21 protein-coding genes are annotated in these 23,007 nt (G+C 68.5%); 9 read left to right on the top strand and 12 right to left on the bottom strand.

What is annotated here, in order from left to right:
* Nucleotides 1-82: 82 nt before the first annotated feature.
* From ACSHSS_RS07605 to ACSHSS_RS07585, 5 genes are all read right to left on the bottom strand, one after another.
* A complete protein-coding gene (locus tag ACSHSS_RS07605) occupies nucleotides 83-595 on the bottom strand; it encodes an OmpA family protein (RefSeq protein ID WP_175795079.1) in 513 nt (170 codons plus the stop codon).
* A gap of 44 nt (nucleotides 596-639) precedes the next feature.
* Nucleotides 640-1,908, bottom strand: coding sequence for a diguanylate cyclase domain-containing protein (locus ACSHSS_RS07600; RefSeq protein WP_105855491.1), 1,269 nt, complete (start codon nucleotides 1,906-1,908; stop codon nucleotides 640-642).
* Nucleotides 1,905-2,621, bottom strand: a complete 717-nt coding sequence (locus ACSHSS_RS07595; protein ID WP_175795068.1) for a YfiR family protein — start codon at nucleotides 2,619-2,621, stop codon at nucleotides 1,905-1,907. The genes ACSHSS_RS07600 and ACSHSS_RS07595 overlap by 4 nt, the downstream gene beginning before the upstream one ends.
* 301 nt (nucleotides 2,622-2,922) lie before the next feature.
* Nucleotides 2,923-5,172 carry a xanthine dehydrogenase family protein molybdopterin-binding subunit gene (locus ACSHSS_RS07590; protein ID WP_175795067.1) on the bottom strand — a complete coding sequence of 750 codons (2,250 nt, stop codon included), beginning with the start codon at nucleotides 5,170-5,172 and terminating at the stop codon, nucleotides 2,923-2,925.
* 1 nt (nucleotide 5,173) lies between these two features.
* The gene (locus ACSHSS_RS07585; protein WP_105855494.1) at nucleotides 5,174-5,668 is read right to left on the bottom strand and encodes a (2Fe-2S)-binding protein; all 495 of its coding nucleotides are present in this window, start codon (nucleotides 5,666-5,668) and stop codon (nucleotides 5,174-5,176) included.
* 123 nt (nucleotides 5,669-5,791) lie between these two features.
* On the opposite strand from ACSHSS_RS07585, the gene ACSHSS_RS07580 reads away from it, so the two are divergent.
* Nucleotides 5,792-6,685, top strand: coding sequence for a LysR substrate-binding domain-containing protein (locus ACSHSS_RS07580; protein ID WP_105855495.1), 894 nt, complete (start codon nucleotides 5,792-5,794; stop codon nucleotides 6,683-6,685).
* Nucleotide 6,686: 1 nt separating this feature from the next.
* On the opposite strand, the gene ACSHSS_RS07575 is transcribed toward ACSHSS_RS07580, so the two are convergent.
* A complete protein-coding gene (locus ACSHSS_RS07575) occupies nucleotides 6,687-7,577 on the bottom strand; it encodes a LysR substrate-binding domain-containing protein (RefSeq protein WP_105855496.1) in 891 nt (296 codons plus the stop codon).
* 242 nt (nucleotides 7,578-7,819) lie between these two features.
* Between ACSHSS_RS07575 and ACSHSS_RS07570 the strand changes: the two genes are divergently transcribed.
* From ACSHSS_RS07570 to ACSHSS_RS07540, 7 genes are all read left to right on the top strand, one after another.
* Nucleotides 7,820-8,722 (top strand): amidohydrolase family protein, encoded by a 903-nt coding sequence (locus ACSHSS_RS07570; RefSeq protein ID WP_105855497.1) that lies wholly within the window; start codon nucleotides 7,820-7,822, stop codon nucleotides 8,720-8,722.
* A 34-nt stretch (nucleotides 8,723-8,756) separates the two neighbouring features.
* A complete protein-coding gene (locus ACSHSS_RS07565) occupies nucleotides 8,757-9,662 on the top strand; it encodes an amidohydrolase family protein (RefSeq protein WP_006396425.1) in 906 nt (301 codons plus the stop codon).
* Nucleotides 9,663-9,738: 76 nt separating this feature from the next.
* Nucleotides 9,739-11,133, top strand: coding sequence for a UbiD family decarboxylase (locus ACSHSS_RS07560; protein ID WP_175795065.1), 1,395 nt, complete (start codon nucleotides 9,739-9,741; stop codon nucleotides 11,131-11,133).
* On the top strand, nucleotides 11,130-11,732 hold the full coding sequence (locus ACSHSS_RS07555) for a UbiX family flavin prenyltransferase (RefSeq protein WP_059875375.1): 603 nt from the start codon (nucleotides 11,130-11,132) through the stop codon (nucleotides 11,730-11,732). The genes ACSHSS_RS07560 and ACSHSS_RS07555 overlap by 4 nt, the downstream gene beginning before the upstream one ends.
* A complete protein-coding gene (locus ACSHSS_RS07550) occupies nucleotides 11,729-12,880 on the top strand; it encodes a CobW family GTP-binding protein (protein WP_105855499.1) in 1,152 nt (383 codons plus the stop codon). Before ACSHSS_RS07555 ends, ACSHSS_RS07550 begins: the two co-directional genes overlap by 4 nt.
* Nucleotides 12,881-12,940: 60 nt before the next feature.
* On the top strand, nucleotides 12,941-14,314 hold the full coding sequence (locus ACSHSS_RS07545; RefSeq protein ID WP_060181406.1) for a nucleobase:cation symporter-2 family protein: 1,374 nt from the start codon (nucleotides 12,941-12,943) through the stop codon (nucleotides 14,312-14,314).
* Between the two features lie 112 nt (nucleotides 14,315-14,426).
* Nucleotides 14,427-15,809, top strand: coding sequence for an amidohydrolase family protein (locus tag ACSHSS_RS07540; RefSeq protein WP_105855500.1), 1,383 nt, complete (start codon nucleotides 14,427-14,429; stop codon nucleotides 15,807-15,809).
* A 126-nt stretch (nucleotides 15,810-15,935) separates the two neighbouring features.
* Here ACSHSS_RS07540 and ACSHSS_RS07535 read toward each other — a convergent pair whose 3' ends face one another.
* Nucleotides 15,936-16,106 carry a hypothetical protein gene (locus ACSHSS_RS07535; protein WP_200117137.1) on the bottom strand — a complete coding sequence of 57 codons (171 nt, stop codon included), beginning with the start codon at nucleotides 16,104-16,106 and terminating at the stop codon, nucleotides 15,936-15,938.
* A gap of 210 nt (nucleotides 16,107-16,316) precedes the next feature.
* Here ACSHSS_RS07535 and ACSHSS_RS07530 point away from each other — a divergent pair, with 210 nt between their 5' ends.
* Nucleotides 16,317-17,558: an NAD(P)/FAD-dependent oxidoreductase gene (locus ACSHSS_RS07530; protein WP_006396418.1), complete on the top strand. Its 1,242-nt coding sequence runs from the start codon at nucleotides 16,317-16,319 to the stop codon at nucleotides 17,556-17,558.
* 36 nt (nucleotides 17,559-17,594) lie between these two features.
* Here ACSHSS_RS07530 and ACSHSS_RS07525 read toward each other — a convergent pair whose 3' ends face one another.
* From ACSHSS_RS07525 to ACSHSS_RS07505, 5 genes are all read right to left on the bottom strand, one after another.
* A complete protein-coding gene (locus ACSHSS_RS07525) occupies nucleotides 17,595-18,356 on the bottom strand; it encodes a FadR/GntR family transcriptional regulator (RefSeq protein ID WP_105855502.1) in 762 nt (253 codons plus the stop codon).
* Between the two features lie 68 nt (nucleotides 18,357-18,424).
* Nucleotides 18,425-19,315, bottom strand: coding sequence for an amidohydrolase family protein (locus tag ACSHSS_RS07520; protein ID WP_105855503.1), 891 nt, complete (start codon nucleotides 19,313-19,315; stop codon nucleotides 18,425-18,427).
* Between the two features lie 72 nt (nucleotides 19,316-19,387).
* Entirely contained in the window at nucleotides 19,388-20,329 is a 942-nt protein-coding gene (locus tag ACSHSS_RS07515; protein WP_006406073.1) for an ABC transporter substrate-binding protein, read from the bottom strand.
* 68 nt (nucleotides 20,330-20,397) lie between these two features.
* Nucleotides 20,398-21,435, bottom strand: a complete 1,038-nt coding sequence (locus ACSHSS_RS07510; RefSeq protein ID WP_006414032.1) for an ABC transporter permease — start codon at nucleotides 21,433-21,435, stop codon at nucleotides 20,398-20,400.
* A 21-nt stretch (nucleotides 21,436-21,456) separates the two neighbouring features.
* Complete coding sequence (locus tag ACSHSS_RS07505) at nucleotides 21,457-22,995, bottom strand: sugar ABC transporter ATP-binding protein (protein WP_175795064.1); 1,539 nt, start codon at nucleotides 22,993-22,995, stop codon at nucleotides 21,457-21,459.
* Nucleotides 22,996-23,007: the final 12 nt, after the last annotated feature.

Raw genomic sequence — 23,007 nt, 5'->3', positions numbered from 1 at the left:
TTGGAATCTGAATCTCAACCCGCCTCACACACGAAATTCCGGATACCTCCCCATGACACGCCCTTGCCCGACCCCGCCCTCCCTACCTCGGCGAAACCACAATCGCCGCCCGTCGATTCTGCGCCCTGCCCATCGGCATTCGGTTATCGCCGACCGGATCGTGCTTCCCTCTCCCCACGATCGCGATGCGTCGCGCATCGAGCCCGACGTCGATCAGTTCGATCGCGACCACCTCCGCACGCCGACGCGACAGCTCGAGATCGTAGCCGTCAGCGCCTTCATCATCCGTGTATCCGTACACCCGCACGCCATCGATCCCCGCCGAGTGCAGCGTGCGCCCGATCCGCTCGACGATCCGCCGCACGTCGGGCTTCAGGTTGTAGCGATCGAAATCGAACAGAATCGGGCCGGCCGCGCCAAATTCGAAGCCCTGCTCGGTCTCCTTGAAGCCGGCCGACTTGAGCGTCGTCACCTGCGTCTCGGTCAGGCCGCGATGCGGCGGCGCCGTATGGCAGCCCGCGCTCAGCAGCACTCCCAGCAGCGTCGCGCCGCCGACCCACATGCGCCCCCGGCGCACAGGCAACGAGTGTCCCATCATCGCCCCCTTTCCACACGAATATGCGCGCGACGCCATCGGCATCACGCCGATCCCGCCGCCCCGCCCGCCGACTGCCACGATCCCGGTCGCGTGCGCTTCGCGCGATACATCGCGGCGTCCGCCGCGCGCAGCAAACCGGTCGCGTCCGACGCATGATCGGGATACAGCGCGATCCCGACGCTCATCATCGTCGCGACCATGCGCCCGTCGGACAGCTCGATCGACGGCGCCATGCCGGACAGGATCGCATCCGCGATCCGGCCGACGCTGCCCGCCTCGCGCACGGCCTCAAGCATCACCGCGAACTCGTCGCCGCCGAGCCGCGCGATCAGATCGGCGTCGCGCAACTGCGCGCGCAGCCGCGCCGCGATCCCGATCAGCACCGCGTCGCCCGCCTCATGACCGAAGCAGTCGTTGATCTCCTTGAAGCCGTCGCAGTCGAGATACAGAATCGCGACACGCTGCCCGGTTGCGCCGGCCTCGCCGAGCGCACGCGCGAGCCGCGACTCGAACTGCACGCGATTCGGCAGCCCGGTGAGCGCATCGTGCATCGCCTTGTGTGCGAGCGATGCGTTCTCGTGACGCAGCGTGTCCTGCCACTGTTCGAATTCGTCGAGCAACGCATTGAAGTCCGCGCCGAGCTGATTGAGCTCGTCGATCGCGACCGGCTCGACCCGTCGCCCGAACGCACGCTCGCGTCGCACGGCATGCGCGACGTCGGCCAGCGCGCGCAGGGGCGCGACGATGTTGCGCATCAGCCGCTTCGAACTGACGTAAGCGCCGAGCACGCTGACGATCAGGCAGCCCAGAATGCCGCCGATGCCGCCGAGCAGGAAACCGAAGAACTGTTGTCCGCGCCCGCGCACGACGACATGTCCGACGACGATGCCGTCGTGCAGCACCGCTACGCTCGCGGGCCCCGGCAGCGCGAAATCCGCAACCGCGCGTTCGACGCGCGCGAGCCGGCTAGGCGCACGCAACTGCCACGTTGCGAACGGCCGCCCGTCCGCATCGGTGACGACGACCTGCGCGACGTCCTCGTCCGCAGCAATCAGCGCGATCGCCTCCGCCGCCGCGACGCGGTCGCGAAACACGAGTGCGGCCTCGACCGTATAGGCCAGCGAGCGCGCGAGCAGGTTCAGGTTGTTGCCGGCATACGCGCGCAATGCGATCACGGCGACGACGATCAATGACACGGCGGCCATCGCGACGGCGACGAACGCGAGCCGCAGATGCGCGCGTCGCAACACGCTTTGCAGCGTCGGGCGCGGCACGCGCGAAGACGAAAGGGGCGGCGCGGATCGGGTCATGGCGTCACCGGCCGCCGCGCGAGATTGAGCACGTTCGGATGCACGCGCACGCCGCTGCGCGCCACCGCATCGAGATTGATGTCGAACGTGACGGGCTCGCCGTCGACGTTCAGACAGAACATGCCGCCCGCGATGCACGACGGATCGTGTTCCGCGATCGTCAGCACCGGATGCCCGGCGACCGCATGCCGGACCTGCGCGCGTTCGTCGTCGCTCAGCACGCCGAGATAGACGACGTCGCACGCGCTGCCGAGCGCGCGTTCGTCGAAGCGGATGCGCTGCACGTCGAGCGGTGTCGCGCCGGCCTGCAGCGTGTCGATCAGTCCGCCCGCATAGTCGGGCCGGCCCACGATGCAGAGACGCAACCGGGCCGGCTGCGTCGGCCAGCGCGTGAAGCTGACGATGCCGAGCACGACGCGCCGCACGGCGGCGTCGTGCGGCGGCAGGGCCGCCTCAGCCTCGGCGGCGCTTGCGGGCGGCGCGGCGGCGATGCTCGCCGCTTCGTCGGGCGCGCCCGCGTATGCGGCAAATCCGGCGAGCGCGGCCGGCACGGCGCCGAGCGCGCACGCGAGCGCGAGCGCGAGCAGCACATGGCGCAACGACGCGGCCCGGCCGCAGCGGCCGAACGTCGTCCGCGCGGCCGTCGCTGCCGCGCCCGCCGGCGCCGGTGCAGTCGGGCAATCTGCAGCCGGCGCGCACACTGTCGCAACCATGATCGAAACATCCGCTGGCGTCCTTCCCGGCGCAGCCGACTGCACGTCGCCATGCGCGTGCAGCGGCACCGTATCGCGCGCACGGTTGCTTCCATCTTAGGTAGAAACGCGTGCGGCCAGCAGTGGGAAACACCCGCGAAAAATCGAAAGTGTGCGGCAGCCGTCACGTGCATCACGATGCACGCGCAATTGTTCAGCGGATTGAGCGCAGATGGACGTCAAACTTCATACGTTCATCGGCGCCGCCCGCACGCGCGATGCACGATGCGCGATGCGCGATGCACCGCGATCGTTTCGCACGCTACGAAACCGCCGACAAATCGAACGGTGTCTCACGCAACCGTTTGCCGGTCAATCGGAACACCGCGTTCGCGATCGCCGGCGTAACGGCAGGACTCGACAGTTCCCCGACACCGCCCGGCTTCGCGCGGTCGCCCTGCACGATGTGAATGTCGGTTTCCGGCATGTCGTTCATGCGCATCACGCGATACGCGTCGAAGTTCGACTGCTGCACGCGGCCGTTGCCGATGTCGATGCGGTCGGCCGTCGCGTGGCCGAGCCCCCACATCAGCCCCCCGTACAGTTGCTCCTCGACGCCGGCCGGCGACACCGCGATCCCGCAGTCGGCGATGCACGTGAGCTTCGCGACCCGCACCGCGCCCTCGGCGTCGCGAGCGACCCGCGCGACCACCGCGACGTAGCTGTCGTAGGCCTGATTCGTCGCGACGCCGAGCGCGACGCCGTCCGGCAGCGGCTGCCCCCAGCCGGCGCGCGTCGCGGCCTCGCGCAGCACGGCCGCGTGCCGCGGGCGGTCGCGCATGTGCGCGAGCCGGAACTCGACGGGGTCGCGCGCGGCCGCATGCGCCGCCTCGTCCATCAGCGACTCGACCGCGAATACGTTCGGGATATAGCTGACCGCGCGATACCAGCCGGTCGGCACGCCGGTCTCCAGACGAATCCAGCCGATGTCGCGATGCGGCGCCGCATAGGCGAACTCCCATTTCGTGAGCGCCTCGGTCGTGCTGAAGTCCATGCGGTCCGCGCGCTCGAGATAACCGGGCTCCCATTGCTGCGGCGAAGCGGGCATCACGCCGCGCAGCCACAGCGACGCGAGATTGCCGCGCGCGTCGAGCACCGCGCGTGCACGGTGACAGCTTGCCGCGTGATAGAACAGCGCGCGCATCTCGTCCTCGCGGCTGTTCATCAGCTTCACCGGCTTGCCGGTCTTCACCGCGAGCCAGGTCGCCTCGAACAGCCAGTACTTCGATTCGCGCGCGCCGAAACTGCCGCCCGATACGCGCTCATGCAGCGTCACGCGGTGCGCGGGAATACCGCCGATCACCTGAGCGGCCTCCATTGCCGTGGACGGCACCTGCAGCCCGCCCCAGTATTCGATTCCGCCGTCGCGCGCCCATACGGTCACGTTGATCGGCTCGAGCGGATTCGCGGCCTTGTACGGCATCGCATAGGTCGCATCGACCGTGGGCGCGCCCGCGAGCGACGCGTTCGCGGGATCGCCGTCGCGGATCGTCGGCACGACGCGCGCGGCCGCATCGTCGACCCACGCGGCCTGCCGCGCGGCCAGCCTACTGCTGTCGAACGTCTCGAACAGGCTGTCCTCCCATTCGATCTTCAGCGCGGCCTGCGCGCGGTGCGCGGACCAGTAGTCGTCGGCCAGCACAGCGACGCCCGCCTGATTGCCGCCGAGCACGTCGGGGCGCGGCGGAATCTGCAGCACGTCGCGCACGCCGGGCATCGCGAGCGCGGCCTTCGCGTCGACGCTGCGCACGCGTGCGTCGATCACCGGCGCGCGCGTGACGACGGCGACCAGCATCCCCGGCAGCGATACGTCGATGCTGTACGGAAACGATCCGTCGGCCTTTTGCGCGGCGCCGCGCTTGCGCCGCAGCTTGCCGATATAGCGGAATTGCGCGGGGTCCTTCAGCGCGACACGCTGCGGCGCCGGCAACCGTGCGGCAGCCGATGCAAGTGATCCGTACGTCGCGCGGCGTCCGCTCGCCGCATGCTGCACGGCGCCGTCGGCCGTCGTGCATGTCGACGCGCGCACGTTCCATTGCCGCGCGGCCGCTTCGACGAGCATCGCGCGCGCAGTCGCGCCCGCCTCGCGCAGCCGGTCGTACTCCATCGCGACGCTCGTGCTGCCACCGGTCGAGAACACCTTCCACAACGGATGGATGTAGTCGGCGAAGAACGGATCCTCCGGCGTGATGACCTCGACCCTGAACGGATCGACGTCCAGTTCCTCCGCGACGAGCGCCGCGAGCGCGGTGCGCGTGCCGGTGCCCGAATCGTGCTTGTGCACGACGAGCTTGATCGTGTCGTCAGGGAGCACGCGCACCCATGCGTTCGGCTCGAATTCGCCGGCGGCCGGATGCGGGTCGCCGCTCGCGCGTGGGCCAGCCGCCGTTGCATCGGCCAGCCGGAAACCGACGGCGACGCCGGCCGTGAGCAGCGCGGCGCTCTGCTTCAGAAAGCGGCGCCGCGGGGTGTCGTCGATGGGCGGCATCGGTGCGGTTCGATCGTGTCGCATCTCATGCCTCCTTGGCGGCGCCGGCCACCGCGTCGAGCGCGGGGTCGCCCGACGCCGCGCGCTTGATCGCGCGATGGATGCGCGCATAGGTGCCGCACCGGCACACATTGCCCGACATCGCGGACACGATCGCCGCGTCGTCGACGGGCCGGCCGCCGTTCAGCAGCGCGGCGGCCTGCATCAGCTGGCCCGGCTGGCAATAGCCGCATTGCGGCACGTCTTCGGCGACCCATGCGAACTGCAACGGATGCCGTCCGTCCGGCGACAATCCCTCGATCGTCGTCACCTTGCGGCCCTGCACCGCGACGGCCGGCATCACGCACGACCGCACGGCCTGCCCGTCGACATGCACCGTGCATGCGCCGCACAATCCCTTGCCGCAGCCGAATTTCGTGCCGGTGAGCTTGAGCCGGTCACGCAGCACCCAGAGCAACGGCATATCGTCCGGTACCTGGTCGAGCGAATGGCGTGTATCGTTCACGACGATGTCGATCATGCGCGGTCTCCTGAGTCGGGTCGTGGGGTCGCGCATCGCCGTGCGCGGTATCGCATTATCGAAACGCGGCGCGCTCGCGCGCCAGCGATCATTTCGTCGATTCCCTGTCAGTCGGACTAACAGATGCTCAAGCGATACCCTTCGATCCAGTCGATGCAGGCATTTCTGCAGGCCGCGCGGGTCGGCAGCTTCTCAAGCGCCGCACGCCAGCTCGCGCTGACGCACAGCGCGATCAGTCAGCAGATCCGCTCGCTCGAGGAATTCATCGGCCAGCCGCTGTTCGTGCGCACGGGCGGCCGCGTGAGCCTCACCGATGCGGGCACGCTGCTCGCCAACCAGTTGTCGGACGGCCTCGAGCAGATCGATCGCGCGCTGTCGTCCGTGAAGGGTCGCCCGAGCGCGCCGTCACTGCGGCTCGACGTCGATCCCGAACTGATGCAGGGCTGGCTGCCGGCGCGCATGCCGGCACTGATGCGCGTACTCGGCGGCACGACGCTGACGGTGCTGTCGGCGCCGCGCCACGATCGCGATGCGTTCGATCGCGTCGATGTCGCACTGCGCTACGGCTACGGCGAATGGGAAGGCGTCGACAGCGCGCTGGTCGGCCCGGATCGGCTGACCGCGATGGCCTCGCCGGCGCTGCTCGAACGCTACGGGTTGCGCGCGCCGCTCGCACCGGCCGGCGTGCTGACGCTGCCGCTGCTCGGCTATACGAAACGCTCGTGGATTCCGTGGCTCGAAGCGGCCGGACTCGCGCCGGTCGAACCCGATACGATCGCGGTGTTCGACAACGCGGCCGGGCTCGTCGCCGCGCTCGCCGCAGGGCTCGGCGCGGGCCTCGCACGCGGGCTGCTCGCCGCCGACGCTCGCCGCGACGGCCGGCTCGTCGAGCTGTGCACGATCGCGATTCCGACGCACTACAACCTCCATGCGATCTGGCCGCGCGAGCAGCACGCGCGCGTGAAGCCGCTGCTCGATGCGATCGGCGCGCTGGTCGCGCAAACGCTCGCGCGCTGAGTCACGCGCGGTATTCGGCCGCGACTTCGCGCACCGTATCGAGAAACGCGCCGAGCACGGCGGACGTGTCGTCCGCGCGGTAGCGCGCCTGCAGCGACACTTCGAGTTCGGGCGCGAGCAGCGGCACGAACGACACGCCACCCGTCGAGATCTGCCGCGCCGACGCCGGCAGCAATGCGACGCCGAGCCCCTCGCGCACGAGCGACAGCAGCGTGTGCACCTCGACGACCTCGTGCTCGATCCGCGGCGTGAAGCGCGCGTCCACGCAACACTGTTGCAGGAAGCGCGCGAGCTGCGAATGGCGCAACCCGAACGACACGAAGCGCTCGTTCGCGAGCTCGCCGAGCGCGATCGCATCGCGCGACGCGAGCCGATGATCGAGCGGCAGCGCGGCCACCGCCGTTTCGCGCACGACGACCTCGCTGCGGATCGCCGGATCGTGCTGGAACAGCCGGAAGAAACAGACGTCGAGCCGCTTCTCCTTGAGCGCATCGATCTGCGCGGCCGGCGTCATCTCGTGCAGCGACCACTGCACGTGCGGGTGCCGCTCGGCGAACACGCGCAGCGCGCGCGGAATCGGCGCGACCATCGCGGAGCTGATGATGCCGACCGCGACGCGGCCTTTTTCGCCGCGCCCCGCGCAGCGCGTCAGATCGATCGCGCGGCCGAACTGCGCGACGATCAGCGGCACCTGCTCCTTCAGTGTTTTCCCTGCCTCGGTCAGCTCGACGCGATGCTGCGAGCGCACGAACAACGCGGTGCCGAGCTGTTCCTCGAGCAGCCGGATCTGCTGGCTCAGCGGCGGCTGCGAGATATGGAGCCGCGCGGCCGCGCGCCCAAAATGCAGCTCGTCCGCAAGCACCGCAAAGTAACGCAACACACGCATGTCCATATCGGAAACGTATCAAGAGCGTCAGTAAAAAATATTGTACAGAGCGCATTTGGCTTGTGACACTCGGTCCCAAGCAGCAGTGCACGTCGCAGTGTGTCACTCGATGCCGGCGAGGGGAAGGCGCCAAAAAAGGACGCCTTGAAAAGGGCCGCGTGAATCCGACCGGAACGGTCGCTTCATCGACGTGCCTGCCCGCGACCCGGCAACCGGCCCTTCCGGTTCCTCTCAAGGAGATCGAGTAGATGATCATCGACACAAGCTGTTATCCGACGAACCTCGTCGACCTCGCGTGGCGCCACGACGGCGAGCCGTTCACCGGCGAGCGCCTGATCGACACGATGAACGGCCCGTTCCTCATCAACGGCAAGCCGCGCCGCATCGACAAGGCGTTCATCCAGCCGCCGCAGGGCAATACGATCTACACGTACACCGACGGCGAAAAGTCCGGCACCGAATCGATCGACGCGTACATGGCGTACACCGTCGAGATGGTGCGCAAGTATCCGGACCGCTTCATCGGCTGCTTCGTCTACAACCCGCGATGCGGCGTCGAGAACGGCGTCAACGCGATCGACCACTACGTGCGCAAGCTCGGCTTCAAGATGGTCCAGTTCCAGGCGAACATGCACGCGTACCGGCCCGACCGCGCGCTCGACTGGCTGCGGCCCGCGCTCAAGAAATGCGCGGAGCTCGGCGTGCTCGTGAAGCTGCATACGGGCGACGGCCCGTACAGCATCCCGACCGAATGGGTGCCGATGATCAAGGAATTCCCGACGGTCAATTTCATCATGGCGCACTTCGGCGTGCAGACGGGCGGCGTCTACTGCTTCGAGCCGTTCCAGCTCGCGATGGATTTGCCGAACGTGTACTGCGAATCCGGCTGGTGCCTGCAGTCGCGCATCGTCGAATTCGCGAAGGTGCTGCCGACACACAAGATCCTGTTCGGCTCCGACACGCCGCCGAACGAACCGGGCATGTGGCTGCGCCTGCTCGAAGTGCTGTGCTTCGATCCGCCGCAAGGCATGAATCTCGACGAGGACACGCTCGAGGACTACCTCGGCAACAACACCGCGCGGATGATCGGCCTCGCACCGACGCCCGCGCCGCGCACCGTCGACGAAGCGAAAGCGCTGCTGGCCGCCTGACGCCGCATTCCCTGTCCCGATTCCGGAGCATTGCATGATCATCGATACGCACCTGCACCCGACCAACCTCGTCGACGAAGCGTGGCGCCACACCGGCGAGCCGTTTACCGGCGAACGCCTGCTGAAGATGATGGACGGCCCGTACATCATCAACGGCAAGCCGCGCCGCATCGACATGGGCTTCATCCAGCCGCCGCCCGGCAACACCGGCTATCGCGACGGCAACCGCCGCGGCCGCGAAGGCATTCGCGACTACATGGCCTATATCGCCGAACTGACGCAGAAGTACCCGGACCGCTTCATCGGCAACTTTACGTACAACCCGCGCTGGGGCCCGGAGAACGGCGCGGCGGAACTCGAGTTTCACATCAAGGAGTACGGCTTCAAGATGGTGAAGCTGCACGCCAACATGCACGGCTATCGGCCCGATCGCGCGCTCGACTGGCTGCGCCCCGCGATGAAGGTCTGCGCGAAGTACAACACCGTCGTGCTGATTCATACCGGCGACGGCCCGTACACGATCCCGACGCAGTTCTACCCGATCATCCGCGAATTCCCGATGGTGAACTTCATCATCGGTCACTTCGGGATCCAGACGGGCGGCAACTATTCGTTCGAGGCGTTCTGGATGGCGATGGACACGCCGAACGTCTATTGCGAATCGGGCTGGTGCTACCAGTCGCGGATCGTCGAATTCGCGCGCCAGCTTCCGCGCCACAAGATCGTGTTCGGCACCGATTCGCCGCCGAACGAACCGGGCATGTGGCTGCGCGAGCTCGAGATGCTGTGCGGGCCGGCCCCGCAAGGCATGGATCTCGACGAAGACGGGCTCGAGGACTACATGGGCAACAACATCGCACGGCTCGTCGGCATCGAGCCGACGAAACCGCCGAAGGACCTCGCCGAAGCCGAGAAGCGCCTGAAGGCGACGTACGTGTAAGCGCGCGCGGCCGGACCGCGCGCACACATGCGCGTGCGGTCCGGCCATTTCTGTTCCGTATCCGACGGAGTGCATCATGGCGTCGAGCCTTTTCGCCGAGCAGCAGGATTTTCATCACTTCGCGAACGCCTATCGCGCGCATTACCCCGACGACGTGCTCGCGATCGCGCAGCCATTGTCGGCGGACGAGGACGTGACGGCCGTCGTCGCGTCGCTCGCGGCGCGCGGGCGGCACGACATGCTCGTCTGCGAGCGCGTCGACGGTCTCGCGGTGCCGCTCGTCACGAACGTGTTTGCGTCGCGCACACGCATCGCGCGGCTGTTCGGCGTCGACACGCACGATCTGTTCGATGCATGGCAGCGGCGCGCGAACGCGCCGATCGCGCCGGTCTTCGTATCGCACGGGCCCGTGCTCGATCACGTGCTCGAAGGCGACGCGGTCGATCTCGCGCAGTTGCCGATGATCCGCCACTTCGAAACCGATCGCGGTCCGTACGTGACGAACGCGGTGATCGTCGCGGAAGATCCCGAAACGGGCATCGCGAACCTCAGCTATCACCGCTCGATGCGCGCCGCGCGCAATGCGCTCGCGACGAGCCTGCATTCGCGCGGCCATCTGTGGCGGATGCTGCACGCGGCGAAGTCGCGCGGCGATACGCTGAAGGTCGCGATGGTGATCGGCGCGCATCCGCTGTTCATGCTGGCCGCCGCTGCGCGCGTGCCGTTCGGCGTCGACGAGCGCGCAATCGCGGGCGGGCTGTTCGGCGCGCCGCTGCAGCTCGTGCGCACGCCGCGTTACGGGATCGGCGTGCCGGCCGCGGCCGAGTTCGTGCTCGAAGGCACGATCGATCCCGACGCACACGCCGAGGAAGGCCCGTTCGGCGAATTCACCGGTTATTCGTCGGACCGATCGACGAACAACGTGCTGCGCGTCGACACGATGATGCGGCGCCACGATGCGTGGCTCGTCGACGTGGTCGGCGGCCCGTATGCGGAGCACCTGACGCTCGCGCGGCTGCCGCGCGAAGCCGAGATGAGCGAGAAGCTGAAGGCGCGCTTCCCGGCCGTCACCGCGATCCACTATCCGAATTCGGGCACGCACTTTCACTGCTACGTCGCGCTGAAGCAGACACGCGACGGCGAAGCGCGGCAGATCATGCTCGCGCTGCTCGGCTGGGATCCGTATCTGAAGAACGTCGTCGCCGTCGACAGCGACGTCGACATCACCGACGACGCGCAGGTGCTCTGGGCCATCGCCACGCACTTCCAGCCGCATCGCGACCTGTTCGTCGTCGACGGCCTGCCGGGCAGCCCGCTCGATCCATCGTCGTCGGCCGACGGCACGACGTCGCGGATGGGCCTCGATGCGACGCGCGGCGCGCGCTTCGACGGCGTGCGCGCACGCGTCGGCGACGCCGCGATGCAGCGCGTGGCGCAGCTCGTCGCGCAACTCGACGGAGCCGCGCGATGAGCGCGCGCCGCCTCGTGGTCGGCATCAGCGGCGCGTCGGGCTTCGTGTACGGGATGCGGCTGCTCTCGCTGCTGCGCGCGCTCGACATCGAAACGCACGTGGTCGTATCGCGCGCCGCCGCGCTGACGATGGCGCACGAGACCGACTGCAAGCTCGCGGACGTCGCCGCGCTCGCCGGCGTCCTGTACCGCAGCGACGACATCGCGGCGCCGATCGCGAGCGGCTCGTTCCGCACGCTCGGCATGATCGTCGCGCCGTGCTCGATGAAGACGCTCGCGGAGATCGCGAGCGGTTTGACGTCCGGCTTGATCTCGCGCGCGGCCGACGTCGCGCTGAAGGAGCGCCGCCGGCTCGTGCTGCTCGCGCGCGAAACGCCGTACACGCTCACGCACCTGCGCAACATGGCGGCCGTCACCGAAATGGGCGCGATCGTCGCGCCGCCCGTGCCCGCGTTCTACGCGCGCCCGGCATCGCTCGACCAGATGATCGATCACACGCTCGGCCGCGTGCTCGATCTGTTCGACATCGATTCCCGCACCGTCCATCGCTGGAAGGACAACGATTCGCAGCCCCACCGACTCAACGGAGACGCATCATGACGCATATCCACACCACGCACAGCGACGTCGAGAAGATCCCGGTCACCGTGCTCACCGGCTTTCTCGGCGCGGGCAAGACCACGCTGCTCAACTACATCCTGCGCGAAAAGCACGGCCGCAAGATCGCGGTGATCGAGAACGAGTTCGGCGAGATCGGCATCGACGGCGGCCTCGTGCTGGAATCGACCGAGGAAATCTACGAGATGACGAACGGCTGCGTGTGCTGCGTCGGCGCCGTGCGCGAGGATCTCGTGCGCATCGTGCGGATGCTCGTCGCGCGGCCCGACCGGCTCGATCACATCATCGTCGAGACGAGCGGCCTCGCCGATCCGTATCCGGTCGCGCAGACGTTCTTTCTCGACGATCCGATCGCCAAGGAAGTCGCGCTCGATGCGGTCGTCACGATGGTCGATGCGAAACACATTCGCGCGCATCTCGACGACCTCGTGCTCGACGGCCGCGACAACCAGGCGGTCGACCAGATCGTCTGCGCGGACCGCATCGTGATCAACAAGGTCGATCTCGTCGACGCGGCCGACGTCGAATCGCTGAGCGCGCGGCTGCGCGAACTGAACGCGACGGCCGAGATCGTCACGTCGAGCTATGCGCAGGTCGACCTCGATCGCATTCTCGGCGTCGGCGCGAACGAGTTCGCGCAGATTCTCGTCGAGAGCGACGGGCTGCACGCGGACACGGACGCGCATGCCGACGGCCATGCGGACGAACACGCGGCGCACGACGCGCACGGTGGCCACGATACGCACGCGCAGGGCGACCACCCCGGCCACGACAGCCACCCCAACCACGACGATCACGACGACCACGAACACGAACACGACCCGAGCGTGTCGTCGGTCGGGATCGAAGTCGACGCCGACGTCGATCTCGACGCGCTCGAAGCGTGGCTCGCGGAGCTGCGCGACGCCGACACCGCGAACCTGTTCCGGATGAAAGGGATTCTCGCGGTGCACGGCCGCGCGCAGCGCTACGTGCTGCAGGGCGTGCACGGCGTGATCGAATTGCGCGCCGCGCAGGCGTGGGGCACGGAGCCGCGTGCGTCGCGCATCGTCTTCATCGGCCGCGATCTCGATCGCGCCGCGCTGACCGACCGTTTCCATGCCTGTCTCGCCGCGCCGGTCGCGGCCTGACGGGGCGCCAGGCGCGCGCATGCCGCGCGCGCCGGATCACGAACATCAGGAGACACGCCCATGCACTCTGCCTCACATCCCGTCGACCGCATACTGCCGCGCCGTCAGATGCTGACGCTCGGCCTGCAGCACATGCTCGTCGCGTATATCGGCGCGATCGCGGTGCCGCTGATCGTCGCATCCGCACTGAAGATGTCGGCCGCCGATACGACCGTGCTGATCAGCACCGCGCTGTTCTGCTCGGGGATTTCGACGATCCTGCAGACGGTCGGCGTCTGGAAGCTCGGCGTGCGCCTGCCGATCCTGCAGGGCGTCGCATTCAGCAGCGTCGGCCCCGTGATCGCGATCGGCCTCACGCCGGGCGTCGGCTTCGCGGGCGTGTGCGGCGCGGTGATCGGCGCCGGCATCGTCACGACGCTCGCCGCGCCGCTGATCGGCCGGCTGCGCCGGCTGTTCCCGCCGGTCGTCACGGGCTGCATCGTGACCGTGATCGGCCTGCAACTGTTTCCGGTCGCCTATCAGTGGGCGGGCGGCGGCGACGCGGCGAAGCTGCAGTTCGGCGAGCTGTCGTTTCTCGCGGTCGCGCTCGTCGTCGCGGTCTCGATCCTCGCGATCAACCGCTTCGCGAACGCGTTCCTGCGCAACCTGTCGGTGCTGATCGGGCTCGTCGCCGGCAGCCTGCTCGCCTATGCGCTCGGGATGGGCAATTTCACGAACGTCGCCGCGGCGCCGTGGTTCACCGTGCCGATTCCGTTCCACTTCGGCGCGCCGGTGTTCGCGGTCGTGCCGGTGCTCACGATGGTCGTCGTGATGATCGTGCAGATGGTCGAGTCGATGGGGCTGTTCGTCGCAATCGGCGACATCGTCGAGAAGCACGTCAGCGAGGACGACGTCGTGCGCGGGCTGCGCGCCAACGGCGTCGCGAGCGCGATCGCCGGCACGTTCGCCGCGTTTCCGTTCATCGCGTTCATGGAGAACGTCGGCCTCGTGATCCTGACCGGCGTGCGCAGCCGCTGGATCGTCGCGGTCAGCGGCGTGCTGATGTGCGTGGTCGCGCTGGTGCCGAAGATCGGCGCGGTCGTCGCATCGACACCGTCCGCCGCGCTCGGTGGCGCCGGCATCGCGATGTTCGGCGTCGTCGTCGCGGCCGGCGTGCAAACGCTCGCGAAGGTCGACTTCGAAAACAACCGCTACAACGTGCTGATCGTCGGCTTCACGATCGCGACCGCGCTGATCCCCGTGATGGCGCCGAAAGTGTTCGCGCACATGCCGGACTGGACGCAGCCGTTCCTGCACAGCGGCGTCGTCATCGCCTGCATCGTGTCGGTCGTGCTGAACGCGCTGCTGAACGGCGTGCAGGCGGCCGACCCCGCACCGGCGCACGTCGCCGCCGACGCGGCGCACGGCGGCCCGATGGCGCGCGAATGCGACTGACTATGCGACTGACTATGCGACTGACTAAGCGACTGAATTGCAGCGCGCTGCGCGCGGGCGCGGGCTCGCGTGCGGCGTGCGACTGCTCCTACCTTTACGAGGAAACCGAATCGTGAGCCTTCCGTCTGCTTCCCTGCTGATTCGCCGTCCGCTCGCGATCATGAGCGGCCGCACGGGCGCCGCCGCGCGGCTCGGCCGCGCCGACCTGCGCGTCCTCGACGGCCGGATCGAGGCGATCGCGCCCGATCTCGCGCCGCAGCCCGGCGAGCGCGTGATCGACGCGCGCGACTGCGTCGTCTATCCGGGCTGGGTCAACACGCATCACCATCTGTTCCAGAACCTGCTGAAAGCGGTGCCGGCCGGCATCAACGCCGATCTGCAGGCATGGCTCGCGGCCGTGCCCTATCCGCGCGTCGCACGCTTCACGCCGACGCTCGCGCGCATCGCCGCGCGGCTCGGCTTCGCCGAGCTGCTGCTGTCGGGCGTGACGACCTGCGCCGATCATCACTATCTGTATCACGCGGGCGGCACGACCGAGACCGGCGACCTGCTGTTCGACGAAGCGGCCGGCTTCGGCATGCGCTTCGTGCTGTGCCGCGGTGGTGCACTGCAGGCGGCGGGCGATCATCCGGGCTTCGCGGGCACCGCGCTGCAGCCCGAGACGCTCGACCAGATGCTCGCGGACATCGAGCGGCTGAAGGCGCGCTATCACGATGCGGGCGATGCATCGATGCGCCGCGTCGTCGTCGCGCCGACGACGCCGACCTTCTCGCTGCCGCCCGACCTGCTGCCCGAAGTCGTGCGTGCGGCGCGCGGGATGGGGCTGCGGCTGCACTCGCATCTGTCGGAGACGACGCGCTACGTCGATTTCTGCCGCGAGCGCTACGGGCAGTTGCCGGTCGAGTTCGTCGCCGAACGCGAATGGCTCGGGCCCGACGTCTGGTTCGCGCATCTCGTCCATCTCGAGCCGACCGAGATCGCACTGCTCGCGGATACGGGCACCGGCTGCGCGCACTGCCCCGTCAGCAATGCGCGGCTCGGCAGCGGCATCGCGCCCGCGCCGCGGATGGCGGCCGCCGGCGTGCCGATGTCGCTCGGCGTCGACGGCGTCGCGTCGAACGAATCGGGCAGCATGACGCACGAAGCGAACTTCGCGTGGCTCGTGCATCGTGCGGCGCACGGCGCGTCGGCGACGACCGTCGAACAGGTATTGCACTGGGGCACGCAGGGCGGCGCGCGCGTGCTCGGGCTCGACGCGGTCGGCACGCTCGACGTCGGACAGGCCGCCGATCTCGTGCTGTACGACGTCAGCGGGCCGCGCTTCGCCGGCTTTCACGACGCGGCCGTCGCGCCGGTCACGGCCGGCGAGCCGGCGCCGGTCAAGTACAGCATCGTGAACGGGCGCGTCGTCGTCGACGACGGCGAGATTCCGGGCCTCGATCTGCACGCGCTGCGCCGCGATGCAATCGATGCGGTACGGCAATTGATCGACTGACCGTCGATCGCCGGTGCGCGCAGTTCGAGATCGTTCGTGCCGCGTAACGGCATCTCGGGCTGCGCAAAGACGAACCATTCACGGCGATGCGAGACCGGTGGAGTGTCGCGCCGATGCCAAACAGCATCACGGGCGCGGCGCGACGCCAACGTGACGCTGCACATCAATCCGTGCGCCGTTTCCACGTACGACGCCGTATTCACGACCGCCCAGCAAGCGCTTCGGCTCATCGGCGTCGAAACGTACGCCGTTGTGCGCCACGTAAAGGCGATTCGGAATCATCTGACCGAGCATCACCGGGCCCGATCGACGCATCGCGCACGCTCTCCATTCGCACCCTTCGCCCGCCGCGCTTCGCCAACGACCTACGCACTCGCCCCCGCGCCCCTTGGTGCCGCACCCGCTCGCGAGTATGCTTGCAGTTCAAACGAATCCCGGCACGGGGCCGCACAACGGCGCCCACGTGCTGGCCGGCCAACCGCCTCTTCCGTCTATTACCACGCGTTCATGGATTTCGACGTCATCGTTCTCGGCGCGGGCATCGTCGGCGTGTCCGTCGCGCTGCATCTGCAGGACCGCGGCCGCAAGGTCGCATTGGTCGATCGTTCGGCCCCCGGCGAAGGGACGAGCTTCGGCAACGCGGGCCTGATCGAGCGCTCGTCGGTCGAACCGTATCCGTTCCCGCGCAGCCCGTTCACGCTGATGCGCTATGCGCTGAACCGATCGACCGACCTGTACTGGCACAGTGCATCGCTGCCCGCCTTCGCGCCGTGGCTCGCGCGCTTCTGGTGGGAGTCGGCGCCGCAGCGTCATGCAGCTGCCGCGCGCGACATGCTGCCGCTGATCGAGCGCTGCATCGTCGAACACGACGCGCTGATCGCCCGCGCCGGCGCCGGTGAGCTCGTGCGTGCGAGCGGCTGGATGGAAGCGTTCCGCACGCCGGCCGCATTCGAGCGCGGCGCGGCCGAGGCGCAGCTCACCGCGCGCCGCCACGGGCTCGGCGTCACGCCGCTCGACGCGGCGGCGCTGCTCGCACAGGAGCCGAGCCTCGCGCCGGGCTTCTGCGGTGCGCTGCACTGGCGCGACCCGAAAAGCGTCGTCGATCCGTCCGCCTTGGTCAAAGCGTATGCGCGGCTGTTCGAGCAGGGCGGCGGCACGCTGCTGTCGGGCGACGCCGCAAGCCTCTCCGCACGCTCGCCGGGCTGGGCGGTCGCGACCGAGCACGGCACGGTCGCCGCACCGGCCGTCGTCGTCGCGCTCGGCCCGTGGTCCGACACGGTGTTCGCGAAGTTCGGCTACCGCATCCCGCTGCGCGAGAAGCGCGGCTATCACATGCACTACGCGCCGTCCGCGCGCGGCGTGCCGTCGGCGCCGATCGTCGATCGCGAATACGGCTACGTGATCGCGCCGATGCGGCGCGGGCTGCGGCTGACGACCGGCGTCGAGATCGCACGCCGCCGCGTGCCGCCGACCGGCGTGCAGCTCGAACGCGCGGAGCGCATCGCACGACCGGTGTTCGGCTTCGGCGAACGGCTCGATCCGCAACCGTGGCTCGGCTTCCGGCCCTGCACGCCCGACATGCGGCCCGTGATCGGCCCGGCGCCCGCGCATCGCGGCATGTGGTTCGCGTTCGGCCACAACCACCACGGGCTGACGCTCGGCCCCGTCACGGGCCGGCTGCTCGCCGAAATGATGACGGGCGACACGCCGTTCACCGATCCGGCGCCGTATCGCGCCGATCGCTTCTGACGCGGCGCGCGCACGCGCACCGCGCCGCGCCGCGCGTCAGTCGAGCGCGCGCCCGAAGATCCGGATCACTTCGTCCAGATGCTCGGCCATCGCGCGGCGCGCGGCCTCGGGGTCGCGCGCGCGGATCGCGTCGAGGATCGCGCGATGTTCAAGCTCCGACCGATGCGGCATGTCGTGCGGCATGTACAGCGACTGCAATCGCTGAAACATCGGATCGTATTTATGCGCGAGCAGTTGCTTGACCATCAGCGCATAGGCCGCGTTGTCGCTCGCCTCCGCGATGCGGATATGGAACAGCCGGTCGCCCGGATGCGTGACCGAGCCGCTGCGATTGTCCGCCTGATTGCGCTCGAACGCGGCGCCGATCGCTTCGATCTGCGCGTCCGAGGCATGCTTCGCGGCGAGCGACGCGGCTTCGGGCTCGATCAGGCGCCGTGCCTGCAGCAGCGCGAACGGCGGGATTTCGGTATCGAGATCGAGCGCGATCCCCAGCTCGGGATCGATCTCGACGACCGCAAGCGGCGCGGCCTTCGCGGCGGCCGCAGGCGCCGGTGCCGTCGCGGCCTCCGAATGGCGCACCTTCACGCCGTCGCCGACGCGCACGCTGACGCGCCCGCCCACTTCGAGCGCGATCAGCGCCTCGCGCACCGACGTGCGCGACACGCCGAACTGCTCGGCCAGCTCGCGCTCCGGCGGCAGATAGCTGCCCGGCGGAAAATCGCCGGACTCGATCATCGCGGTGAGCCGGTCGGCGATCTGCTGGTAAAGGCGGCGGTTCTGAATCGGCTGGATGGACATACGTCGATGCGGAAAATCGGTTGCGTGGCGAACGGGCCGGCGAAGCGGGCGAATCGTGCGCGCGTATTTTATAGGCGCGCGTCGGCCGGTTCCGGCAGCGCATAGCAGCGCGCGGCCGTCCCGCCCCACAGCGCGCTGCGCTCGGCCGCGGACAGCCGCGACTCGGCCCATCGCTCGACGAGCGACGCCACTTCGTCGTACGACGCGGCCAGCAGGCACACGGGCCAATCCGATCCGAACATCAGCCGCTGCGGGCCGAACGCGTCGAGCGTCGCATCGAGACACTGCTCGATGTGCCGGAGGTCCGACGCGCGCAGCCCGCGCCGCCAGTCGGCCTCGGTTACGAGCCCCGACAGCTTGCATACGACGTGCGGCAGCGCGGCCAGTTCGCGCAACGCGGCACGCCAGCGCGCGAGCGCCGTATCGTCGCGGTCGAATTCGGCGAGTGCCGGCTTGCCCGCATGATCGAGCACGAGCCAGTGCGCGTCGTGCCGCGCGCAGAACGCCTGCACGTCCGGCAGTTGGCGTTCGAACACGAGCACGTCGTACACATAGCCGTTCGCCTGCAGCCACGCGACGCCGCGCGCGAAATCGGCATCGTCGACGAACGCGCGCACGTCGGCTTCGTCCTGCAGCTGATGGCGAAACCCGCGCAGCTTCGTCCCGCGCCATTCGGCGACACGCTCGGCCAGTTGCGGCGCGCGCAAGTCCTCCCAGCCGACCACCGCCGCGATACGCGCCTCGTCGCGCGCGAGCTCGAGCAGGAACGCGGTTTCGTCGCGGCCCGCGCGCGCCTGCACCGCGATCGATGCGCCGAGCGCCTGCGCATGCATCAGCGGGTGCAGCGCGTCCGGCAGATAGTCGCGCGCGAGCACGCCCATCCCGGCGCCGATCCACGGATAGTCGGCGGCCCGATAACGCCAGAAGTGCTGATGGGAATCGATACGCAGTGCGCCCATGATGTCCTCGTATGCCGTCGTCCGGCGCGGCCGCACGCGTGTCCGACCGCGCGCGCGACGTCGCCCTAACGTTCAGTCGTACAGCACCGCCTTGATCTTCGGGTCGTCGATGTTGGTCTTGTCGTACCAGTAGAAGCCGGTATCGATGACCTTCGGCAGTTTCTCGCCCTTGATCGCCTTCACGGCGGCCTCGACGGTCTTGTAGCCGATGCCGATCGGATTCTGCGTGATCGCGCCGGCCATCAGCCCGCTGCGGATCGCGTCCTTCTGCTGCTTGCCCGAATCGTAGCCGACGATCACGACCTTGCGCTTCATCTCGCGCACGCCGTTGACGACGCCGATCGCCGAGCCTTCGTTGGTGCCGAACAGCCCCTTGAGCTTCGGATAGGCCTGCAGGATCGACTTCGTCACCTCGGTCGATTTCAATTGATCGCCTTCGCCGTACTGCACGGTGACGACCTGCACCTTCGGATGCGCGGCCTTCATCCGGTCGAGAAAACCGTCGCGCCGATCGATGCCGGTACGGCTCGTCTGGTCGTGCGCGACCACGGCGACCTGGCCTTCGTCGCCGATCAGCGCGGCGAGCTTGTCGGCGGCGAGCGCGGCGGCCGCCTTGTTGTTGGTCGTCGCAGTGGTCACGGGGATGTCGCTGTCGACGCCCGAGTCGAATGCGATCACCGGAATCTTCTCGGCCTGCGCCTTCTTCAGCAGCGGCAGCGCGGCCTTGCTATCGAGCGCGGCAAAGCCGACCGCGGCCGGTTTCTTCGCGATCGCGGCGGACAGCATGTCGATCTGCTTGTCGACCATCGCCTCGGTTTCGGGACCTTCGAACGTCACCCTCACGTGGTAGTCGTTCGCGGCCTGCATCGCGCCCGACTTCACGGCCTGCCAGAACTGATGCTGGAAGCCTTTCGAGATCAGCGGGATGTAGCTTTCCTGCGCGTGCGCGCCGGTCGCGATGCCCGCGGCGAACGTCAGCCCGACGATCGCGTTCAACACCTTGCTCCTGATCACTTCGCGTCTCCTTGGTTATATCCGCTGGAATGCCGGCCCGGCCGGCGGTGAAGCGCAGCCTGCGTGCGTCAGCGGCGTCGCCGGCGCAGGATGTCGACGTAGACGGCGAGGATGATGATCACGCCCGTCACGACGGTCTGCCATTCCTGCGCGACCGACATGATGCGCAGCCCGTTGGTCAGCACGCTCATGATGAACGCGCCGATGATCGTGCCGACGATGCTGCCCGCGCCGCCCGACAGCGACGTGCCGCCGATCACGACCGCCGCGATCGCGTCGAGCTCGTAGCCCTGCCCGAGCGCCGGCTGCGCGGAGTTCAGGCGCGACGCGATCAGCAGGCCCGCGATCCCGCATACCGCGCCGCTGAACGTATAGACGGCGATCTTCCACGCGTCGACGTTCACGCCGGACAGCCGCAGCGCCTCCTCGTTGCTGCCGAGTGCGAACGTATAGCGGCCGAAGATCGTGCGATTCAGCACGATCGACGCGCCGACCGCGACGACGAACAGGATCAGCACCGCGTTCGGAATCGGCAGTGCCGGAACGAGATGGCCGATCAGCGAATCCTGCGCGATCGCGGTGAAGCCCGGCGTGTCGTTGAAATAGATCGGCCGCGTGCCGGAGATCACGAGCGACAGCCCCTTGAGCAGCATCATCATGCCGAGCGTCGCGATGAACGGCGGCACCTTCATCTTCGCGATCACGAAACCGGACACGCAGCCCGACAGCGCGCCGAAGCCGAGCGCGGCCGCGATCCCGAGCGGCAGCGGCATCCCCCAGTTCGTCAGCACGACGCCGGCCATCACCGCGCAGAACGTCATCAGTGTGCCGACCGAGAGATCGATGCCCGAGGTGATGATCACGTACGTGCACGCGACCGCCAGCACGCCGTTCACCGCGGTGGCCTGCAGGATCGCGACGAGGTTGTCGACTTCGAGGAAGTTCGGCGATGCGGCGCCGAAGAACACGATCAGCAGCACGAGGCTCGCGAACGCGAGCAGGCGCTGCCGCGTCGCCGGATTGAACAGGCGCGCGCGAAGGCCCGACGCGGCGGCCGGCGCGTCGCCGGAAGCAAGGGGCGGAACGGGATGCGTATCGTTGGACATGACGGACCCTGAACGGCTGACTCACGACAAAACGGTCGACTCGCGCTGCGTCGCGAGCTGCATGATCTTTTCCTGCGTCGCGTCGGCGGCGCTCAGCTCGCCGGTCACGCGCCCTTCGCACATCACGAGGATCCGGTGGCTCATGCGCAGCACCTCGGGCAGTTCGGACGAGATCATCACGATCGCCTTGCCGTCCGCGGCGAGCGCGTCGAGCAATTTGTAGATCTCGCTTTTCGCGCCGACGTCGATGCCGCGCGTCGGCTCGTCGAAGAACAGGATGTCGCAGTCGCGCAGCAGCCACTTCGCGATCACGATCTTCTGCTGGTTGCCGCCCGACAGCAGTCTCACCGGCTGCGCGACCGACGGCGTGCGGATCGCGAGCTGGCGCACGTATGCGTGCGCGGTGTCGCGCAGCGCGCGCGCATCGACGAACAAGCCGCGGCGCACGAAGCGGCGCAGGCTCGACAGCGCGATGTTGTTCTGCACGTCCATCCCGAGCGCGAGCCCGAAGTGCTTGCGGTCCTCGGACAGATAGCCGATGCCGTGCGCGACCGCGTCGGCCGGCGTGCGGATCGTCACGCGCTTGCCGTGCACGCGGATCTCGCCCGCGTCGACCGGATCGGCGCCGAACACCGCGCGCGCGACCTCCGTGCGCCCCGCGCCCATCAGCCCCGCGAAGCCGAGAATCTCGCCGCGCCGCACGGTGAAGCCGACGTCGCGAATCGTGCGGCCGCGCGTGAGGCCGCGCACGTCGAGCGCGACCGCATTCGCCGACGTATCGGGCGGCGTGCGAAACGCGCTGTCGAGCTGGCGGCCGACCATCATCGCGATGATCGCGTCCGTCGAGGTCTGCGCCATCGGCACGGTGGCGACGTATTTGCCGTCGCGCATGACCGTCACGCGATCGGCGATCTGACGCAGCTCGTCCATCTTGTGCGAGATGTAGACGATGCCGACACCGTGCGCGCGCAGCTCGCGGATGATGCGGAACAGCTCGGCGATCTCGGCGTCGTTCAGCGCGGCGGTCGGCTCGTCCATGATCAGCACGCGCGAGTCGAACGACAGCGCCTTCGCGATCTCGACCATCTGCTGCTTCGCGACCGTCAGCCGGCCGACCGGCGTGCGCGGGTCGAGATCGAGCCGCATCCGCGCGAAGATCGCGGCCGCGTCGCGGTTCAGCTTGTCCTCGTCGACGAACACGCGCAGGCGCCCGCGCGGCTCGCGGCCGATGAAGATGTTCTGCGCGACGCTCAGATGATTCATCAGGTTCAGTTCCTGATGGATGATCGCGATGCCGTGCGCCTGCGCCGCGCGCGGATCGGCGATGTCGACGTCGCGGCCGTCCATCAGGATCTCGCCGGCGTCCTTCGGGTAGACGCCCGCGAGGATCTTCATCAGCGTCGACTTGCCGGCGCCGTTCTCGCCCATCAGCGCGTGCACTTCGCCGGCGTACAGCTCGAAGCGGCAATCGTCGAGCGCCTGCACGCCCGGAAAGCGCTTGCAGATGCCGCGCAGCGCGATCAGCGGCACGGCGGCTTCGGCGTTCGGATCGGTTTGCATGAGGCGTATCCG

This window comes from Burkholderia sp. BC1, from assembly GCF_052683555.1.
The sequence above is the reverse complement of the archived record's forward strand: the minus strand, read 5'-3'. Positions and strand labels throughout refer to the sequence as shown.

Excerpts from the sequence above, each read along its gene's own strand:
- ACSHSS_RS07505 (WP_175795064.1), bottom strand. The coding sequence starts at position 22,995 with ATGCAAACCGATCCGAACGCCGAAGCCGCCGTGCCGCTGATCGCGCTG.
- ACSHSS_RS07510 (WP_006414032.1), bottom strand. The coding sequence starts at position 21,435 with ATGTCCAACGATACGCATCCCGTTCCGCCCCTTGCTTCCGGCGACGCG.
- ACSHSS_RS07565 (WP_006396425.1), top strand. The coding sequence starts at position 8,757 with ATGATCATCGATACGCACCTGCACCCGACCAACCTCGTCGACGAAGCG.
- ACSHSS_RS07580 (WP_105855495.1), top strand. The coding sequence starts at position 5,792 with ATGCTCAAGCGATACCCTTCGATCCAGTCGATGCAGGCATTTCTGCAG.
- ACSHSS_RS07575 (WP_105855496.1), bottom strand. The coding sequence starts at position 7,577 with ATGGACATGCGTGTGTTGCGTTACTTTGCGGTGCTTGCGGACGAGCTG.
- ACSHSS_RS07525 (WP_105855502.1), bottom strand. The coding sequence starts at position 18,356 with ATGTCCATCCAGCCGATTCAGAACCGCCGCCTTTACCAGCAGATCGCC.
- ACSHSS_RS07600 (WP_105855491.1), bottom strand. The coding sequence starts at position 1,908 with ATGACCCGATCCGCGCCGCCCCTTTCGTCTTCGCGCGTGCCGCGCCCG.
- ACSHSS_RS07570 (WP_105855497.1), top strand. The coding sequence starts at position 7,820 with ATGATCATCGACACAAGCTGTTATCCGACGAACCTCGTCGACCTCGCG.
- ACSHSS_RS07595 (WP_175795068.1), bottom strand. The coding sequence starts at position 2,621 with ATGGTTGCGACAGTGTGCGCGCCGGCTGCAGATTGCCCGACTGCACCG.
- ACSHSS_RS07560 (WP_175795065.1), top strand. The coding sequence starts at position 9,739 with ATGGCGTCGAGCCTTTTCGCCGAGCAGCAGGATTTTCATCACTTCGCG.
- ACSHSS_RS07530 (WP_006396418.1), top strand. The coding sequence starts at position 16,317 with ATGGATTTCGACGTCATCGTTCTCGGCGCGGGCATCGTCGGCGTGTCC.
- ACSHSS_RS07545 (WP_060181406.1), top strand. The coding sequence starts at position 12,941 with ATGCACTCTGCCTCACATCCCGTCGACCGCATACTGCCGCGCCGTCAG.
- ACSHSS_RS07605 (WP_175795079.1), bottom strand. The coding sequence starts at position 595 with ATGGGACACTCGTTGCCTGTGCGCCGGGGGCGCATGTGGGTCGGCGGC.
- ACSHSS_RS07520 (WP_105855503.1), bottom strand. The coding sequence starts at position 19,315 with ATGGGCGCACTGCGTATCGATTCCCATCAGCACTTCTGGCGTTATCGG.
- ACSHSS_RS07555 (WP_059875375.1), top strand. The coding sequence starts at position 11,130 with ATGAGCGCGCGCCGCCTCGTGGTCGGCATCAGCGGCGCGTCGGGCTTC.
- ACSHSS_RS07550 (WP_105855499.1), top strand. The coding sequence starts at position 11,729 with ATGACGCATATCCACACCACGCACAGCGACGTCGAGAAGATCCCGGTC.
- ACSHSS_RS07590 (WP_175795067.1), bottom strand. The coding sequence starts at position 5,172 with ATGCGACACGATCGAACCGCACCGATGCCGCCCATCGACGACACCCCG.
- ACSHSS_RS07585 (WP_105855494.1), bottom strand. The coding sequence starts at position 5,668 with ATGATCGACATCGTCGTGAACGATACACGCCATTCGCTCGACCAGGTA.